22 protein-coding genes are annotated in these 17,079 nt (G+C 67.6%); 6 read left to right on the top strand and 16 right to left on the bottom strand.

What is annotated here, in order from left to right; genetic code table 11:
* Nucleotides 1-7: 7 nt before the first annotated feature.
* The 9 genes from hprK to D7Y61_RS13925 form a co-directional block, all read right to left on the bottom strand.
* Entirely contained in the window at nt 8-958 is a 951-nt protein-coding gene (gene hprK, locus D7Y61_RS13965) for an HPr(Ser) kinase/phosphatase (RefSeq protein WP_005408388.1), read from the bottom strand.
* Complete coding sequence (locus tag D7Y61_RS13960; RefSeq protein ID WP_180866882.1) at nt 955-1,407, bottom strand: PTS sugar transporter subunit IIA; 453 nt, start codon at nt 1,405-1,407, stop codon at nt 955-957. Before D7Y61_RS13960 ends, hprK begins: the two co-directional genes overlap by 4 nt.
* Nucleotides 1,408-1,428: 21 nt before the next feature.
* Nucleotides 1,429-1,746, bottom strand: coding sequence for a ribosome hibernation-promoting factor, HPF/YfiA family (gene hpf, locus D7Y61_RS13955; RefSeq protein WP_079220898.1), 318 nt, complete (start codon nt 1,744-1,746; stop codon nt 1,429-1,431).
* A gap of 58 nt (nt 1,747-1,804) precedes the next feature.
* Nucleotides 1,805-3,235 carry an RNA polymerase factor sigma-54 gene (locus D7Y61_RS13950; protein WP_180866880.1) on the bottom strand — a complete coding sequence of 477 codons (1,431 nt, stop codon included), beginning with the start codon at nt 3,233-3,235 and terminating at the stop codon, nt 1,805-1,807.
* Nucleotides 3,236-3,275: 40 nt separating this feature from the next.
* Nucleotides 3,276-3,995, bottom strand: coding sequence for an LPS export ABC transporter ATP-binding protein (lptB, locus tag D7Y61_RS13945; protein WP_180866879.1), 720 nt, complete (start codon nt 3,993-3,995; stop codon nt 3,276-3,278).
* Nucleotides 3,995-4,546 (bottom strand): lipopolysaccharide transport periplasmic protein LptA, encoded by a 552-nt coding sequence (gene lptA, locus D7Y61_RS13940; protein ID WP_180866877.1) that lies wholly within the window; start codon nt 4,544-4,546, stop codon nt 3,995-3,997. The genes lptB and lptA overlap by 1 nt, the downstream gene beginning before the upstream one ends.
* A 103-nt stretch (nt 4,547-4,649) precedes the next feature.
* Nucleotides 4,650-5,225 (bottom strand): LPS export ABC transporter periplasmic protein LptC, encoded by a 576-nt coding sequence (gene lptC, locus D7Y61_RS13935; RefSeq protein ID WP_180866875.1) that lies wholly within the window; start codon nt 5,223-5,225, stop codon nt 4,650-4,652.
* Entirely contained in the window at nt 5,222-5,770 is a 549-nt protein-coding gene (locus D7Y61_RS13930; protein WP_180866874.1) for a KdsC family phosphatase, read from the bottom strand. The genes lptC and D7Y61_RS13930 overlap by 4 nt, the downstream gene beginning before the upstream one ends.
* A 66-nt stretch (nt 5,771-5,836) precedes the next feature.
* Nucleotides 5,837-6,838, bottom strand: coding sequence for a KpsF/GutQ family sugar-phosphate isomerase (locus D7Y61_RS13925; protein ID WP_180866872.1), 1,002 nt, complete (start codon nt 6,836-6,838; stop codon nt 5,837-5,839).
* 54 nt (nt 6,839-6,892) lie between these two features.
* Here D7Y61_RS13925 and D7Y61_RS13920 point away from each other — a divergent pair, with 54 nt between their 5' ends.
* Genes D7Y61_RS13920 through D7Y61_RS13910 form a run of 3 tightly spaced genes read left to right on the top strand, consistent with a single transcriptional unit; the run spans nt 6,893 to nt 8,745 of the window.
* The gene (locus D7Y61_RS13920) at nt 6,893-7,123 is read left to right on the top strand and encodes a BolA family protein (RefSeq protein WP_005408396.1); all 231 of its coding nucleotides are present in this window, start codon (nt 6,893-6,895) and stop codon (nt 7,121-7,123) included.
* A 27-nt stretch (nt 7,124-7,150) separates the two neighbouring features.
* A complete protein-coding gene (murA, locus tag D7Y61_RS13915) occupies nt 7,151-8,422 on the top strand; it encodes a UDP-N-acetylglucosamine 1-carboxyvinyltransferase (RefSeq protein WP_180866870.1) in 1,272 nt (423 codons plus the stop codon).
* On the top strand, nt 8,419-8,745 hold the full coding sequence (locus D7Y61_RS13910) for an EF-hand domain-containing protein (RefSeq protein ID WP_154262583.1): 327 nt from the start codon (nt 8,419-8,421) through the stop codon (nt 8,743-8,745). The genes murA and D7Y61_RS13910 overlap by 4 nt, the downstream gene beginning before the upstream one ends.
* 121 nt (nt 8,746-8,866) lie before the next feature.
* Here the strand turns inward: D7Y61_RS13910 and D7Y61_RS13905 are convergent, their stop codons facing one another.
* The 7 genes from D7Y61_RS13905 to purM all read right to left on the bottom strand — a co-directional run bounded on the left by D7Y61_RS13905 (nt 8,867) and on the right by purM (nt 13,790).
* Entirely contained in the window at nt 8,867-9,550 is a 684-nt protein-coding gene (locus D7Y61_RS13905) for a DUF3108 domain-containing protein (protein WP_154262584.1), read from the bottom strand.
* 2 nt (nt 9,551-9,552) lie between these two features.
* Nucleotides 9,553-10,374 (bottom strand): DUF3108 domain-containing protein, encoded by an 822-nt coding sequence (locus D7Y61_RS13900; protein WP_180866868.1) that lies wholly within the window; start codon nt 10,372-10,374, stop codon nt 9,553-9,555.
* Nucleotides 10,375-10,441: 67 nt separating this feature from the next.
* Nucleotides 10,442-11,101 (bottom strand): phosphoribosylglycinamide formyltransferase, encoded by a 660-nt coding sequence (gene purN / locus D7Y61_RS13895; RefSeq protein ID WP_180866866.1) that lies wholly within the window; start codon nt 11,099-11,101, stop codon nt 10,442-10,444.
* Nucleotides 11,098-11,760, bottom strand: a complete 663-nt coding sequence (locus D7Y61_RS13890; RefSeq protein WP_258010371.1) for a DUF2238 domain-containing protein — start codon at nt 11,758-11,760, stop codon at nt 11,098-11,100. The genes purN and D7Y61_RS13890 overlap by 4 nt, the downstream gene beginning before the upstream one ends.
* Before the next feature lie 41 nt (nt 11,761-11,801).
* Nucleotides 11,802-12,224, bottom strand: a complete 423-nt coding sequence (locus tag D7Y61_RS13885; protein WP_180866864.1) for a hypothetical protein — start codon at nt 12,222-12,224, stop codon at nt 11,802-11,804.
* Nucleotides 12,221-12,709 carry a hypothetical protein gene (locus tag D7Y61_RS13880; protein ID WP_180866862.1) on the bottom strand — a complete coding sequence of 163 codons (489 nt, stop codon included), beginning with the start codon at nt 12,707-12,709 and terminating at the stop codon, nt 12,221-12,223. Before D7Y61_RS13880 ends, D7Y61_RS13885 begins: the two co-directional genes overlap by 4 nt.
* A gap of 22 nt (nt 12,710-12,731) precedes the next feature.
* Nucleotides 12,732-13,790 (bottom strand): phosphoribosylformylglycinamidine cyclo-ligase, encoded by a 1,059-nt coding sequence (gene purM / locus D7Y61_RS13875; RefSeq protein ID WP_180866860.1) that lies wholly within the window; start codon nt 13,788-13,790, stop codon nt 12,732-12,734.
* Between the two features lie 112 nt (nt 13,791-13,902).
* Between purM and D7Y61_RS13870 the strand changes: the two genes are divergently transcribed.
* From D7Y61_RS13870 to hda, 3 genes are read left to right on the top strand one after another with little or no spacing between them, the layout of a single operon-like run.
* Nucleotides 13,903-15,030, top strand: coding sequence for a DUF2066 domain-containing protein (locus D7Y61_RS13870; protein ID WP_230078980.1), 1,128 nt, complete (start codon nt 13,903-13,905; stop codon nt 15,028-15,030).
* Complete coding sequence (locus D7Y61_RS13865) at nt 15,027-16,196, top strand: AI-2E family transporter (RefSeq protein WP_164087980.1); 1,170 nt, start codon at nt 15,027-15,029, stop codon at nt 16,194-16,196. The genes D7Y61_RS13870 and D7Y61_RS13865 overlap by 4 nt, the downstream gene beginning before the upstream one ends.
* Nucleotides 16,196-16,903: a DnaA regulatory inactivator Hda gene (hda, locus tag D7Y61_RS13860; protein WP_106467287.1), complete on the top strand. Its 708-nt coding sequence runs from the start codon at nt 16,196-16,198 to the stop codon at nt 16,901-16,903. Before D7Y61_RS13865 ends, hda begins: the two co-directional genes overlap by 1 nt.
* Nucleotides 16,904-17,079: the final 176 nt, after the last annotated feature.

Genomic DNA, 17,079 nt, shown 5'->3' with positions numbered 1-17,079 from the left:
AGGGGAATCAGGGTGTTCGCCGTTCCAGCAGGTTGCTGTGGCGGGCGATGAACATGGCCGCCGGGTCGATGCCCTTGGTGCGCAGGATATGCAGGCGGGTGGCCGCCTCGGTCAGCACGGCCAGGTTGCGGCCGGGCATCACCGGCAGGGTGATCAGCGGCACGTCCAGGTCCAGCACATGGCGGGTGCCCGAATCGCCGGTCAGGCGCTCGTAGCCATGCGGGGTGGGTTCGGTCATCGGCTTGGTCAGGTGGACGATCAGCCGAAGGTACTTGTTCTTCTTTACAGCCGTGTCGCCAAACATCTCGCGCACGTTCAGCACGCCCAGCCCCCGCACTTCCAGCAGGTCCTGCAGCAGTTCTGGGCAGGTGCCATCCAGCACGTCGGGCGCGATCTGGGTGAATTCGGGGGCATCGTCGGCCACCAGGCGGTGGCCGCGGCTGAGCAGTTCCAGGGCCAGCTCGCTCTTGCCGGAGCCGGCCTCACCGGTGATCAGCACGCCGATCGAGTAGATCTCCATGAACACGCCATGCAGGATCACCCGCGGCGCCAGCGTGCGCGCCAGGTGGTAGGACAGGTGGTTGAGCAGTTCGTGGCCGCGCTTGGGCGAGAGCCACAACGGGGTGCCGGATTCATCGGCGGCGGCGCGCAGGTCTTCCGGGCACGCCTGGTTGCGGGTCAGCACCAGCGCCAGCGGATGCGACTGCATGATCTTTTCGATGGTCTCCCAGCGCTGGCGCGGTTCCAGCGCGTCCAGCCAGGACAGTTCCTCGGTACCCAGGATCTGCACCTTGTTGGGATAGATCGCATTGAGATAGCCGGCCAGCGAAGGACGCCGCGAGACCGTGTTGCCGGCCTCCAGCTCGCGCTTCTCGCCGGATTTGCCGGCAGCCCAGCGAAGCCCCAGCCGCTCGCGCTGCTGTTCGAACAGTTCACGGGCGGTGATGCTGGTATTCATGCGGCACTCGCAGGTGGGGTCATGTCCAGCGCCTCGCGCAGGGCCCGCGCATCGCCAGCCTGGCGCAGTGCCTGGCGGATGTCCGCTGCAGAGAACAATTCGGCAAGCTCGGACAGCAGCATCAGGTGCTGGTGGGTGTAGTGGGCGGGAACGGCCATCGCGAACACCAGGTCCACCGGCTCGTCGCCACCGAAGTCGACCGGGGTGGCCAACCGCAGCAGGGCACCCCGCGGGCGGTCCAGGGTTGGCGCGCGGCCGTGGGGAATGGCGATGCCGTGGCCGATCGCGGTGCTGCCCAGCGCTTCGCGCTGGCACAGGTTCAGATAGATCTGTTCGGCATTGGCCTGGCGGCAGGCCAGCAACCCGGCGGCGGCCTTCAGGACGCTGTCGCGGTCGGTAGCCGTGCAGAGCTGGGTCTGCACGGCCGCCAGGAGGTCAGTCAGGGGCATGTCTGAGGGGAACGGTGGCGATCAGCCGCCATTGTCGCCCACCGGCAGCGGTGCGTGCTGCTGTTTTTTCTCCTTGTGCTTGATCACAAGGCGGTCAAGCTTGTCCGCCAGCACGTCGATGGCGGCATACATGGTCTGGCCGCCGGCTTCGGCGTGCAGGGTCTGGCCGGGAATATTGAGGCTGGCGTCGACGTGGTGTTCGGTCTTCTGCAGCTTGAGGGTTACCCGCGCTTCGCAGTGCTGGTCGAAGTGCTTACCGACCCGGGCCAGTTTTTCCTCTACATACGACTGCAGGGCCGGGGTGACTTCGACATCTTTGCCAAACGTTTCGATGCGCATCGGGTTTCTCCTGTGTTCGGATGTGCCAATGAACCTCTCCGCCGGGCGCGGCGGCGCGTCAAGCGATTCTGACCCTTTCGTGCGAGGCGGAAATGTTCATGGCTTCACGATACTTCGCCACGGTGCGTCGCGCTACTGGAATTCCCGACGATTTGAGCAGGTCAGCCAGCTTGGCGTCAGAAAGCGGCTTGCGCGGGTTCTCGTCGTCGATCAGGCGCCGGATCATCGCCTGGATGGCCGTGCTGGAGGCTTCGCCGCCGCCTTCGGTATCGATGCCCGAGGCAAAGAAGGCGCGCAGCGGCAGGGTGCCGCGCGGCGTGCGCACGTGCTTGCGCGCGATCGCGCGCGACACCGTGGATTCGTGCAGGCCGAGCTCGGCGGCGATTTCGCGCAGGGTCAGCGGACGCAGGGCCTGCTCGCCGAATTCAAGGAAGCCGGCCTGTTGCAGGATCAGGCTGCGCACCACCCGCAACAGGGTTTCGCCACGCTGCTGCAGGCCCTTCAGCAGCCAGCGCGCTTCCTGCAGCTGGGCGCGCAGGTAGCCCGCATCGGCCTCGCCGCAGCGACGGATCAGCTGTTCGTAGCCGCGGTGGATCACCACCTTCGGCCCGGCGTGCCCGGCCAGCGCTGCGCGCCACACGCCGTTCTGGCGCCACACCACCACATCCGGCACGACATAGGTGTCCTGCGACAATGGCGCGATCTGGGTGCCTGGGCGCGGGTCCAGCGAGCGCAGCAGTGCCACCGCAGTCTCGACCTCGTCCAGCGGCTGTTTCAATTCGTGGGCCAGCCCGGCGATGCCGCTGCGCGGCAACCGCTCCAGCGGTCCTGCGGCAATCTGTCGCGCCAGCAGCAGGCCCGGCGTTTCGTCGGCCAGCACGTCCAGCTGCAGCTGCAGGCATTCACCCAGTGTGCGTGCAGCCACGCCAACCGGATCGAAACGCTGGATGCGATGCAGCACCGCGAGGATCTCGTCGTCGTCGGCATGGATCGCCGGCAACAGGGTTTCAGCGATGGTGGCCAGCGGTTCGCGCAGGTAGCCGTCATCGTCCAGTGCATCGATCAGCGCCGCGCCGATGCTGCGGTCACTGGCAGACAGATGCGACAGGTGCAGCTGCCACAACAGATGGTCGGCGAGTGTTTCGGTTTCGGCCACGCGCTCGGCGGCGCTGCCGGTGTCGTCGTCATCGTCGAAGCTGCCGCCGCTGCCGGTCGCGCTCCAGTCCAGTTCGGACGGCGCCCAGTCGTCACCCTGGTCCGTGCGTTCTGCCGGAGCTTCGCTGTCGCTGTTGTCACTGCCAGCGCTGCTTTCGCTTCCATCGCTGGCGGCACTGCTGTCGGCCCAGTCCAGCAGCGGATTGCTCTCCACTGCCTGGGCGATTTCCAGCTCCAGTTCGGTGGTGGACATCTGCAGCAGTTTGATTGCCTGCTGCAACTGGGGCGTGAGCACCAGTTGCTGTCCCAACGATGTCTGCAGCCGAGTCTTCATGCCTGTGCCGAAAGGAAGGAAAGGGACCCGGCGCCTGCCGTCACAGCTTGAAGGAATCTCCAAGGTAGACGCGGCGCACGTCGGCGTTGTCCAGGATCGCATCCGGCGAACCCTGGGCCAGTACGCTGCCCTCGGCGAGGATATACGCGCGGTCGCAGATACCCAAGGTCTCGCGCACGTTGTGGTCGGTGATCAGCACGCCGATGCCACGCTGCTTGAGATGGGTGACGATGCGCTGGATCTCGCCGACCGAAATCGGGTCGACACCGGCGAACGGTTCATCAAGCAGGATCAGGCGCGGTTGCGCGGCCAGGGCACGGGCGATCTCGCAGCGGCGACGTTCGCCACCGGACAGGCTGGCGCCGAGCTGGTCGGCAACGTGGCCCAGCTGCAGTTCGTCCAGCAGGCCGTTCAGTTCGCGCTCGCGGCCAGCCGAGTCCAGGTCTTCGCGCAGTTCCAGCACCAGGCGGATGTTGTCGGCCACGGTCAGCTTGCGGAACACCGACGGCTCCTGTGGCAGGTAACCCACACCCTGCTTGGCACGGGTGTACATCGGGTCGCCGGTGATGTCCTTGCCGTCGAGCACGATGCTGCCGGCGTCGGCGGCGACCAGGCCAACGATCATGTAGAAGCAGGTCGTCTTGCCGGCACCGTTGGGGCCCAGCAGGCCGACTACTTCGCCGGCATCGAGGGTCAGCCCGAAGTCCTTGACGACTTCGCGCTGCTTGTACTTCTTGCGCAGGCCCTTGGCGACGAGCATTACTTCCTGCTCCCGGCCGGCTGCGCCGGCGTGGTGGCTTTGGGCTGTGCCGCTGGTGCGGCCGGGGTCTTGTTCTTCGGCGGGATGACAGTGCGCACGCGGCTGCCGTCGCCACCGGAATTCATTTCGCCGGTGCGGGTGTTGTAGACCATGCGCTGGCCGGCATTGGTGCCGCGCGCGCTGGTGACCTTGTAGTTGCCGGTCAGGGTGATGATCTCGGTCTTGATGTCGTAGTCGATGCGGTCGGCCAACGCGTCCATCCAGGTGCCGTCATCGAGCTGCTGCTTCATCTTGGCCTGCTTGCCGGTGAACACCGCACGCACGGGCTCACCGTCCTTCAGGTAGATCTCGGCCTCGGACGAGCGCAGGTCCAGCGTGCCCTGGGTGATGATCACACCCTGTGACAGCACGGTCTTGCCGTCGCCGGTGAGCATGCCGGACTGGGCGCCGGAATCGATGTGCATGTCTTCGTTGCGGTCGGTGGACTTGGCGAAGGCGGCGCTGGGAACAAGAAGACCGAGCGCGAGTACGGCGGCAAAGGGAATCTTCATCGGGGTCCGTTCTACCGGTGAGGGCCTCCCGGGCGGGCCGGGGGCGGAGGGTGGGGCTGCCGGCCCTGCGCCTGTCCGGAGACGTCGCGGGCTGGCGGCGGAATCAGCGTTTGGGCGTGTAGCGGCCCTTGGACTGGCTGAGGAAATGATACGTGTTGTTCCTGGAATCCACCTCGAAGCCGACGCCGGACTGCTCCATGCCCGGGCGGGTCATGGTCACCAGGGCGTCGGTACGGGCGCGGTTGTCCTTCGGGAACACGTCCAGGTGGTCAGTGCGGAAGGTGGTCGGCACCACGCCCGGGCCCGCCGGGCTGTCGCCGGCGACATTGCCGCGCAGCTTCATCTCGTCGCCCTTGGCGCTGAGCCAGCCGGTCTCGGCACGCAGGGTCCAGTGCCTGCCATCCTTGTCCGGCATTTCGAACAGCGGGGTGGCAATGTTGATCGTCTGGTCACCGCGCTGGCGCTCCAGCAGCGGCGCACGCAGCGTGGTCGATTCCTTGCCGTGCTCATCCAGGGCAACGATCTGGAAGTCGTGCAGGATGTAGTCCACGCCGACCTCCTGGCCACCCTTTTCCGGTCCTTTGTCGCGGTTGCGCAGCGCCGCCCAGCTGCTCAGCAGCGCGGCCAGCAGCAGGCCGATGCCGAGCACGGTGCGCCAGTTCAGGGCAGGCAGATTCATGCGCCGAACCTCGCCAGCACCGCATCCACGCGGCCCTGTGCGGCCAGCAGGACATCGCACAGTTCACGCGCAGCGCCACGGCCGCCCTCGGCGCGGGTCTGCCAGTGCACGCGTTCGGCGATCCATGGGTGGGCATTGGCCGGGGCAACGGCCAGGCCGACCGCGCCCAGCGGTGCCAGATCGGGCAGGTCATCGCCCATGAAGGCCACCTGTTCCAGGCCGATGCCATGTTGCACGCACAGCGCCTGCACGCTGGCCAGCTTGTCGCCCACGGCGATCTGGGTATCGATGCCGAGGTCGGCGCCACGCTTGAGCGCGGACTGGCTGTTGCGCGCGGTGATCAGCACGGGGTGGATCCCATGCTGCTGCAGCAGTTTCAGGCCCAGGCCATCCTGCACGAAGTACGCCTTGCTCTCGTTGCCGTCCTTGTCGTAGTACAGCCGACCGTCGGTGAGGGTGCCGTCCACGTCGAAGCAGGCCAGGCGGATACGGGCCGCGGCGGCATGCAGGTGGGCGGGGAAGGCGGGCAGGGGGGACCAGGGCATCAGGGCGGCAGGCTCGTTGGGGGCAGGTGCGGCGTTACAGACTGAATGGGGTCTATGGACTCTCGGTTAAACCACCCGGGCCCGCAACAGGTCATGAATGTTCAGTGCGCCGACCGCACGGCCCTGGCCATCGACCACGATCAGGCCGTTGATTTTCTGGGTCTCCATCTGCCGGGCGGCCTCCACGGCCAGCTTGTCGGCACCGATGGTGCGCGGATTGCGGGTCATCACATCGGCGATCTTCGCGGTGCGCACATCCAGCGCGCTGTCCAGTGCCCGGCGCAGGTCGCCGTCGGTGAACAGGCCGATCAGCACGCCGTCGGCATCGACCACGGCGGTCATGCCCAGTCGCTTGCGGCTCATTTCCATCAGCGCTTCGCTGAGACTGGCGTCGGCGCCCACGCGGGGCAGATCGTCGCCGGTGTGCATGACATCGGTGATGTGCAGCAGCAGGCGGCGGCCGAGGCTGCCGGCCGGGTGTGAACGGGCGAAATCGTCGGCGGTGAAGCCGCGCGCATCCAGCAGCGCCACAGCCAGTGCGTCGCCCATCGCCAGCGAGGCGGTGGTGCTGGAGGTGGGCGCCAGCGCCAGCGGGCAGGCTTCGGCCGGCACGCTCACGTCCAGGTGGACGTCGGCGGCGGTGGCCAGGCTGGACTGCGGGCGGCCGGTCATGGAAACCAGCACGTTGCCCTGGCGCTTCAGCACCGGCAGCAGCATCAGCACCTCGTCCGACTCGCCCGAATAGGACAGCGCCAGCACCACGTCATCCTCGGTGATCATGCCCAGATCACCGTGGCCGGCTTCGCCGGGATGCACGTAGAACGCCGGCGTACCGGTGGAGGCCAGGGTGGCGGCGATCTTGCGGGCGATATGGCCGGACTTGCCCATGCCCGTGGCCACCACCCGGCCGCGGCTGGCCAGGATCGCCTGGCAGGCCTGCTGGAAGGCCTCGCCGAGCCGGCCGGCCACCGCATCCAGCGCCTGCTGTTCGATGTCGAAGACACGGCGGCCGCTGGCGACCAGGCTGGCCGGATCGACGGAACGGGGGGGCAGGAGGGACTCGGCCATGCGGACGCCACGCAGCGGAAGTAGAATGAGGGCTCATTTTATTAGGAAAGCCCGTTGGACGCCGACACCATCCGCAACCTGATCGAAACCGGCCTGCCCGGCGCCCGCGCCGACGTGCAGGGCGACGATGGCGTGCATTTCGAAGCGACCGTGGTCTGCGAGGCCTTCGCCGGCAAGATGCCGCTGGCCCGCCACCGGATGGTGTATGCCACCCTGGGCGACCTGATGGGCGGCGCGATCCACGCGCTGGCGCTGAAAACCGTGACCCCGGCCGAAGCCGGCTGAACCGCAGAAGCAGAAGATCCCGAATACATGGCCAAGATCGTTGTGACCGGCGGCGCTGCGCTGCACGGTGAAGTGAGCATCTCCGGCGCGAAGAACGCCGTTCTCCCCATTCTCTGCGCGACCCTGCTGGCCGATGAGCCGGTGGAGATCACCAACGTGCCGCACCTGCACGACGTGGTCACCACCGTGAAGCTGCTGGGCGAGCTCGGTGCCAAGGTCACCATCGACCAGGGCACGCTGTCGCGCGGCAGCGCGATCGTGGTCGACCCGCGCTCGGTCAACCAGCACGTAGCGCCCTACGAGCTGGTCAAGACCATGCGTGCCTCGATCCTGGTGCTGGGCCCGCTGCTGGCCCGCTTCGGCGCGGCGGAAGTGTCGCTGCCCGGCGGTTGCGCGATCGGTTCGCGCCCGGTCGACCAGCACATCAAGGGCCTGCAGGCGCTGGGTGCCGAGATCGTGGTCGAGAACGGCTTCATCAAGGCCACCGCCAAGCGCCTGAAGGGTGGCCACTTCACTTTCGACATGGTCAGTGTCACCGGAACCGAGAACGTGCTGATGGGCGCAGTGCTGGCTGAAGGCACCACCATCCTCGACAACTGCGCGATGGAACCGGAAGTGACCGATCTGGCGCACTGCCTGATCGCGCTGGGCGCGAAGATCGAAGGCCTGGGCACCGCCCGCCTGGTGATCGAAGGCGTCGAGCGCCTGTCCGGCGGCCGCCACGAAGTGCTGCCCGACCGCATCGAGACCGGCACCTTCCTGGTGGCCGCAGCGATGACCGGTGGCAAGGTCACGGTCAACCGTGCACGCCCGAACACCATGGACGCGGTGCTGTCCAAGCTGGTCGAGGCCGGTGCGAAGATCGAGACCACCGACGACAGCATCACCCTGGACATGCAGGGCAAGCGGCCCAAGGCAGTCAACCTGACCACCGCGCCGTACCCGGCGTTCCCGACCGACATGCAGGCGCAGTTCATGGCGCTCAACTGCGTGGCCGATGGCGTCGGCGTGATCAATGAAACGATCTTCGAGAACCGTTTCATGCACGTCAACGAACTGCTGCGCCTGGGTGCGGACATCCAGGTGGAAGGCCATACCGCCATCGTGCGTGGCAGCGAGCACCTGAGTGGCGCGCCGGTGATGGCCACCGACCTGCGTGCGTCGGCGTCGCTGATCCTGGCCGGCCTGATGGCCAGCGGCGAAACCACCATCGACCGCATCTACCACCTTGACCGTGGCTACGAGAACATCGAAGAGAAGCTCTCTTCGCTCGGTGCCACGATCCGGCGCGTGCCATGATCCTGCGCGGGAAATTCAGCCCGCGTCGCAAGGCGCTGCTGGCGCTGGTGCTGATCGTGCTGGCGTGGCTGGGCTATGCCTGGTACGCCAACCTGGCCATCACCCAGGGCATCGAGCAGAAGGACATGGACTGGAATGGCGATGGCACGGTCAGCCGTGACGAGATCATCCAGTCGTTCTATGCGGTGGCGGTGAATGACAGCCAGGACGGCAACCGCCATTGCCGCACCTTCGTCTGGCGCAGCACCGGTGAGCAGATCCGCGTGGACTGCCGCACCGAGTTCAAGGCGGCCGAAGAGCAACCGGCTGAAGCGAAGAAATAAGAAAACGCCCGCGAAAGCGGGCGTTTCTTTTCGGCAGTGCCGGCCGCTGGCCGGCAACCCCATCAACCTCGTGGAGCATCGCGACAATGCCGGCCAGCGGCCGGCACCACCGGTCTGTCCGTCAGTTCATCGCCTTGATGGTCAGGTCCAGCGCATCGCGGCCGCTCTCACGCTGCAGCATGCGCGCCGGCACCGGGAACTCCGGCACGATCCAGGCAATCAGCTCCTTGTTGCCGTCGGTGCGCGAGACTTTGGTGGCCTCATAGCTCTTGCCACCCACGGTGACCGATTCCTTGCCCACCACGCGGTAGGTCATGTTCTTGATGCGGCCTTCGTCGACCATGCGATAGGTCAGCGGCTTGCCGGCAGCAAGATCGCGGGCAATGGCCAGGTTGATCAGCAGCGCGTCCATGTCGCCGGCCTTCAACGCGATCGGACCAGCGCGGTCCGGCTTGATGTCGCCGGTCCAGGTGGCCTGGTTGCTGCTCCAGTTGTAGTTGGCCTGCACGTTGCGCTTCTTCACCAGCAGCGCTGAACGGTCCTGGCTGCTGAGCGGGCGCAGCTGGCCACGGACTTCCTCGAACACGGTGCTCTGGCTGAGGTCGGCCAGCTGGTTCTTCACCTGCAGGCTGTAGCGCCATTTGTTGGCACCTTCGCTGGACAGGGTCATGGTGCCGTTGGCCTGCATGCCCATGTAGCTGGCCAGGTAATCGGCCTTGAACGGCTGCAGGGCCATCGCGGGCAGGCTGGCCACGGACAGGGCGGCAGCAGCGATCCAGGTCACGGGGCGGCTCAGGGTGCTCATGCTCAGACTCCTTGGTATTCGATCAGGCGAAGGTCGACGCGGTCTTCGCCGTCTTCGCGTTGCAGGATGCGCACCGGGGTGGGGACACCGTTGGCGATCCAGAGAATGGTTTCATTGCTGCCGCCGTTGGTCCGGTAGACCCGCAGCGCGTTGTAGGACAGGTCGCCGACCTCGACGTTCTCGGTCTGCGGCGCGGCCTGGTAGTCGTGCTGGCGGACCTTGCCCATGTCCACGTAGCGGTAGTGCATGGTGGCGCCCGGGCGGGCGTCACGCATGATCGCCAGGTTGATCAGCAGCGCGCTCTGGTCGCCGGGCTGCAACGGGATGGGTTGCGCGCGTTCCTTCTTCACGTCGCCGGTCCACTGCGCGGTACCGGCCTGCCAGTTGTAGGTGCCAACCGCCTTCTTGCCCAGGAACAGGCCCTTGCGCACCGTGCTCTGGCTGAGTGGCGCATAGACACCGCTGCGTTCCTCGAACACGGTGCTCTGTTCGATGTTCAGGCCCAGCACGCTGGCGAAACCGCGGCGGCCGACCACCTGCATGTCCACCCGCCACTGGCTGCCGCCGGTGTGAGTGACCTGCATGCTGGCATCACCCGCTTCCTTGCCCTTGTAGAACGCCTGGTAGGTGGCACTGAACGGCTGCAGTGGCGGTGGCTCCCAGGCCAAAGCCGGAGGCATCGGTACGGCCGGTTCGGGTGGCGGCTGCACCACCGGCACCGACGTCGGTGAGGGGGCGGGCGCCTGCGCCTGGCCCCAGCCCACGCCAGGAAGCACGGCAAGTGACAGCAGCAATGAAGTGGACAGCAGTGTCGTGGTCTTCATGGAGGACAGGGGCTGCAGAAGGGGGCAGGATGCCAGCCCCGCAGTCAGCGGAGCGTGTGCAAGCGGGCTACCGGTTCAGGTTCCCGGCGGAATCTAGGGCCAACGGGCTAAACAGGGGGTGACCGTCCAGCCATGGTTGTCCTTCCCGTTCAGCCAGACGGCCGGCGCAGAGCAGCTGCAGGGTGGCAATCAGCAGCGGGTGCTCGACCGCCAGCACGCGCTCGGCCAGGGCCTGCGCGTCGTCGCCCGGCCGTACGGGCACCTGTGCCTGCGCAAGCACCGCGCCGGCGTCCAGCTCCGGCACCACCAGGTGCACGCTGGCACCGTGCTCGGTGTCGCCTGCTTCCAGCGCCCGCGCGTGTGTGTCCAGGCCCTTGTGCAGCGGCAGCAGCGACGGGTGGATGTTGACCAGGCGCCCATTGAAACGCTGCACGAAGGCGGCGCCCAGGATGCGCATGTAGCCGGCGCAGACGATCCAGTCCGGTTGCGCCGCCGCCAGCGCATCGCCCAGCGCCTGCTCGTAGGCGGCGCGGTCGCTGAACTGCTTTGGCGCATGCGCCCAGCGCAGTCCGGAATCGACGCGTTGCAGTGCGGCGGCGCCGGGGCGGTCGGAAAACACACCGACCACTTCGGCCGGCAGGCGCCCGTCGCCGATGGCGTCGAGGATGGCCTGCAGATTGCTGCCGCGACCCGAGGCGAGCACGGCGATGCGGGTGCGGGCGTTCATGGCAGGGGCCTCCGGCGGACCAGCGGCCAGGTCAGCAGGCTGCCCACGGTGGCCATCAGCATGTCGGCATGTGCGTCCCACATGTCCCCCTGCTGACCGTTGTAGGCCTCGGCGGCATCCGGCGACAGCGCCAGCGCGATACCCCATTCGAACCATTCGTAGACCAGGCTGGCGCACATCACCGTCATGACCGCCAGGGTGAAGGCCTGGCCCAGGCGCAGCGCCGGCCAGGCATGGCGGGCCAGCTGCAGCAGCGCCGGCGTGAAGCAGACGCCGAACAGGAAGTGGATGAGGCGGTCGAAATGATTGCGCTGCCAGCCGAACGCTGCATTCGGCGACCAACCGATCAGTGCCTGCGCCCACGTGTCGTAGGGCACGTTCGAGTACAGCCAGCGCGCCGCCACGCAATGCAGCGCGATGAAGCCGCAGATCGCGATGAAGGCACCGTTGCCCAGCCAGCCGCCACGTCGGTCGACCCACAGCAGCGCGGCCAGTCCGATCACGGTCAGCGTGCTGTGCAGGGCCTGTTCGGTGGGCCACAGGGGTTGCACCCAGCTGAGTGCGAATACCGCAAGCACGGCGGCGAAGGCCAGCTTCTTCGGGCCCGAGAAGCGGTGGCGGGTGGGTGAGGCGGTTGTTGAGAGGGCAGGCGAGGACATGGAGAGTCGATCTGGGAAGGGCGGGTCGTCTGCCTGCGGGCTCAGACGCCGAGATGGTCGCCGCGGTCGAACAGCGCGGCCATGTCCGGCTTGGACAGGAACACCCATGCATAGGCAGTCAGCGCCATGCCCAGCGGACCCGCCAGCACGCCCAGCCAGGCCGCGCGCTGGCACCAGGCCAGGCCGGTGCGGCGTGACAGCAGGCGGGCGGTATGCAGCTGCACAACACCCAGCACGATGGCCAGCACGGCTATCGAGGCATAGACCGTGGTCAGCATCCAGGCATCGTCCAGCCCGCGCGAGTGGGCCACCCAGCCGCTGAGGCCGAGGAACGCCACTGCGGCGACCCAATGGAAACCGACCAACGCGTAGAACAGCACTCCCAGCGTCTGCAGGTGGCTGGCCAGCTGCAGCTGCGCCAGGGTCTGCTGCGGCAATGGTGGCGGCATGCTGGAGGCAGTCATGCGGTCGTGGCAGGGGCGTCGAAAGCCGCCTTCACCTGCGGGCGCAGCAGGATGATCAGGCTGAACACCCCCAGCACCGTGCCGATGGGGGTGAACAGGCAGGCCAGGCCGGCCGCGATCAGGCACAGCATGTAGCGGCGTCGGTGGGCCAGGCAGCGGCCGGCATAGGCGACGAACGCGCCCAGGGTGATGCCACCGAACACGGCGACGCAGCCGATGAGGGTGAACATCCAGCCGAACAGGCGCTGCTCGGCCGGTGATGAGGGCTGGCCACCGGAGTCCATCGGCAGATTGCCGCTCAGTGCGGTGATGCCCAGCACGATGTGGATGATGAAGATCATCGAGAACATCGCGATCAGCGCGCCCACCACGTAGTGCGCGATGGACAGCGTGCGCAGATGGTCGGCGTCCTGGGCGCTGAACACTGGTGCCGTGGCCAGGGGCGGCGGCACAGGGGTGGGTGGCAAGGGGGGCATTGCGTCCATGCGGGCTCCTGGGTTGACGGGCTCAGCCGATGCGGACGCGCTCGGCGCCTTCGGCGGTGACCACCTGGCCGATGGTCCAGTGCTCCAGACCCTGCGCCTTGACTGCTTCGGACACCGCAGCCACCTGGTCAGGCGCCACGATCAGCACGAAGCCGATGCCGCAGTTGAAGGTGCGCCACATCTCGCTGTCGGCCACTGCGCCTTCCTTCTGCAGCCACTGGAACACCGGCGGCAGGGTCCAGGACGAAGCCTGGATGTCCAGGCCGAGGCCTTCGGGCACCACGCGGATGATGTTCTCGGTCAGGCCGCCACCGGTGATGTGGGCCATGCCGTGGATGGCCGCACCGTGTGACTTCAGCAGCGACAGGATCGGCTTGACGTACAGCCGGGTCGGCGCCATCAGCGCATCGACCAGCTTCACGCCGCCTTCCAGTTCCAGATCGGCCGGGCGGCCGGCGCGATCGTAGATGCGGCGCACCAGCGAATAGCCGTTGGAGTGCGGGCCGGACGAGGCGATACCGATCAGCACGTCGCCGTTGACCACGCTGGCGCCGTCCTTCAGCTCGCTCTTCTCCACCGCGGCGACGGTGAAGCCGGCCAGGTCGTACTCGCCCGGGGCGTACATGTCGGGCATTTCAGCGGTTTCGCCGCCGATCAGCGCGCAGCCGGCCTCGGTGCAGCCGTTGGCGATGCCGCCCACGACCGCCGCGGCGGTGTCGATGTCCAGCTTGCCGGTGGCGAAGTAGTCCAGGAAGAACAGCGGCTCGGCGCCCTGCACCAGCACGTCGTTCACGCACATGGCGACCAGATCGATGCCGATCGTATCGTGGCGGTTCAGCTGGTGGGCCAGCTTCAGCTTGGTGCCCACGCCGTCGGTGCCGGACACCAGCACCGGCTCGCGGTACTTGTTGGACAGGTCGAACAGGGCGCCGAAGCCACCCAGGCCGCCCATCACTTCCGGGCGGAAGCTGCGCTTGACCAGGGGCTTGATCCGCTCGACCAGCTCGTTGCCGGCGTCGATGTCGACACCCGCGTCACGGTAGGTGAGGGGGGAGGGGGCGGAAGACGGGGTGTTGGTCACGGGCGTCGGCGCTGGCAGGGGTTGAACGGGCGATTTTAACAGGCCGCATTGGCGCAAAGTCCGTATTCGGGCAACAATTCCCCCCGGATACGTCGAGCCAATGGATGTCCTGATGCGCCGCAGCCTGATTCTGACCCTGCTCATTGCACTGAGCCTGCCGGTGGCCACGATGGCCCAGAGCGGCCTGCGCACCGAGGGTGATGTCGCCACCGCCACTGGCGCGTACGAGGCAGAAGTGCCCGTCAACAGCCAGGCCGAAGCCGATCGCAACGGCGCCCTGGCCCGCGCGCTGAGCGTGGTTCTGGGCAAGTTGTCCGGCGATCGCAGCGTGATGTCCCGCCCCGGCGTGGTGCAGGCACTGCGCAATGCCAAGGACTACGTGGCCAGCTACGACTACAAGCAGGACCAGAGCGTGAGCGCCAGCGGCGCCCCCAGCTTCCGTACTCTGCTGGTGGCGCGCTTCCGCGAGGATGACGTGGATTCACTGGTGTCGGCGCTGGGCCTGCCGCTGTGGCCGCAGCCGCGGCCGAAGCCGGTGCTGTGGCTGGCGGTCGATGACGGCAGCGGCCCGCGCCTGGTCAGCGTGCAGCAGGCCAATGCCGCCCGCCCGCTGCTGAACCGCGCCATCGAGCGTGGCTACAAGCTGGGCCTGCCCAGCGGCGGCGCCGCCGAGCAGGCGCTGGCCGGGGCCATCTGGCGCCAGGACAGTGCCGCCGTGGCCCGCGCCTCCTCGCGCTATTCGCCGCCGATGCAGCTGATCGGCAAGCTGTACCGCGCCAATGGCGGCTGGCAGGCGGACTGGGTGTTCGTCGACAACGGCCGTGAACTGAACAAGTGGACCAGCAAGGACGCCAACGCCATGCGCGCGATGGCCGCCGGCGCCGACGGTGCCGCCGATGCGCTGGTCAAGCGTTACGCCAAGGCGGGCGTGGCCACCGGCCAGGCCGGGACCTATCGTGTGGTGGTGACCGGCATCAACAGCGCCGACGACTACCTGCGCCTGGCCGCCGGCCTGCGCGACGTGCCGGTGGTGCGCAACGTCACCCCGCTGCACGCCTCGGCAAGCCAGCTGGAGCTGAGCCTGGAGATGACCACCGGCCTGGCCGGCTTCAACCGCATGCTGGGCGACAACGGCGTGCTGGTGCCGAGCGCGCCGCTGCCGGCCCTGCCGACCCCGATCGATGACACCACCGGTACTCCGGTCGCCGCGCCGGTCAGCAACGAGTACCGCCTGCGATGACCCTGACCCCTGAAGCGGAAATCGCGCAGTTCCTGCGCCGCCTGAAGTACATCCTGTTCGCCGGCCTGGTCGGCTGGGTGGTGTGGCTGCTGGCGCCGATCCTGACCCCGTTCGTGCTGGCGCTGGCGCTGGCCTGGCTGGGCGACCCGCTGGTCGACCGCATCGAGGCCACCGGCCGCTCGCGCATGACCGGCGTGGTGCTGGTGTTCGCGGCGATGGTGCTGGTGATCGTGGCGTTGCTGCTGGTGCTGGTGCCGATGATCGAGCGCCAGATCACCACCCTGATCGCGGTCGCGCCGCAGGCGCAGGCGTGGCTGATGGAGAAGGGGATTCCCTGGTTCGAGCAGAAGACCGGCCTGGAAGTGATGCAGTGGCTGGATCCGGACCGACTGATCGAATGGGTGCGCAGCCACTGGCAGCAGGCCGGCGGCTTCGCCACCACCTTCATGGGCTACGTCTCGCGCTCGGGTTTCGCGATGGTGACCTGGGTGGTCAACATCCTGCTGCTGCCGATCCTGGCGTTCTACTTCCTGCGCGACTGGGACAAGCTGGTCGAACGGGTGGCGTCGGTGATCCCGCGCAACCACATCGGCACCATCAGCGCGCTGGCGCGTGAGTCCAACGAGGTGCTGGGTGCGTTCATCCGCGGCCAGTTCCTGGTGATGCTGGCGCTGGGCGTCATCTACGCCGGTGGCCTGTCGCTGGTCGGGCTCAAGCTGGGCCTGCTGATCGGCCTGATTGCCGGGCTGATCAGCTTCATCCCGTACCTGGGCGCGACCACCGGCATCCTGATGGCGGTGGTGGCCGCGCTGGTGCAGGCACAGGGCTTCGACCTGAAGCTGCTGATCCTGGTCGGCGTGGTGTTCACCGTCGGCCAGCTGCTGGAAAGCTACGTGCTGACCCCGCGCATCGTTGGCGACAAGATCGGCCTGCACCCGGTGGCGGTGATCTTCGCGGTGATGGCCGGCGGCCAGCTGTTCGGCTTCCTCGGCATGCTGCTGGCGCTGCCGGTGGCGGCGGTGACCAACGTGCTGCTGCGTTATGCCCACCAGCGCTACCGCCAGAGCGAGCTGTACGTGGGTGAGAAACCGTCGATCGTGCTTGATGGCGTGGTCGACCAGCCTCATATCATTCTCCCGGATGACAAGGGCCCCGACCTGAAGTGATGGGTGTGCCGCAACTGCCGCTGGCCCTGCATTACCCGCGGGACCAGCGCCTGGAGACCTTCATCGGCGCGCCGGATGGCGCGCTGGCGCAGCTGCGCGCGATCGCAGTGGGCGCCAGCCACGATTGGGTCTATCTGGAAGGCGCAGCCGGCACCGGCAAGACCCACCAGGCGCTGGCGATGTGTTCCAGCGCCGAGCAGGCCGGGCGCCTGCCGACCTATGTGCCGCTGGCCAGCGCGGCCGGCCGCGTGCGTGCGGCGCTGGACGGATTGGAAGCGCGCGAACTGGTCGCGCTGGACGGCCTGGACGAGGTCGCCGGCAACCGCGAGGACGAGATCGCCCTGTTCGATTTCCACAACCGCGCGCGTGCTGCGGGGGTGACGGTGCTGTACACCGCGCAGAAGGCACCGGAAGAACTGGGCCTGGTGCTGCCGGACCTGCGTTCGCGGCTGGGCCAGTGCGTGCGCGTGCTGCTGCAGCCGTTGGACGAGGAAGGTCGCGCGGCGGTGCTGCGTGAGCGCGCGCTGCGCCGTGGGCTGGCGATCGACGAGGCGGCCATCGAGTGGCTGCTGTCGCACACCGGGCGCGAGCTGGGTGGGTTGATCACGCTGCTGGACTGGCTGGACCGCGAATCGCTGGCGGCGAAGCGGCGGATCACCGTGCCGTTCCTGCGCCAGGTGCTGGAAGAAGGCCGGCCTCGTTATTGAGGGTGGGGTTTGTTTGCAGGGCTGCGCCCTACACCCGCCGAAGCCGAAGCAACGTCAACGTCAAAAGCTGGCTATCCGTGGGATGGCGGGGTGGGTCCGGTTGCGGGGGACGCTGCAAGTACGTCCATGTAAGCTCGGTCGCCGCATCCATGCGGCTCACGCCCCCGCAACCGGAC

Source organism: Stenotrophomonas maltophilia, assembly GCF_013464485.1.
Taxonomy (GTDB): domain Bacteria; phylum Pseudomonadota; class Gammaproteobacteria; order Xanthomonadales; family Xanthomonadaceae; genus Stenotrophomonas; species Stenotrophomonas maltophilia_AW.
Note: the sequence above shows the minus strand (reverse complement) of the source record. Positions and strands in the feature narration are given on the sequence as shown.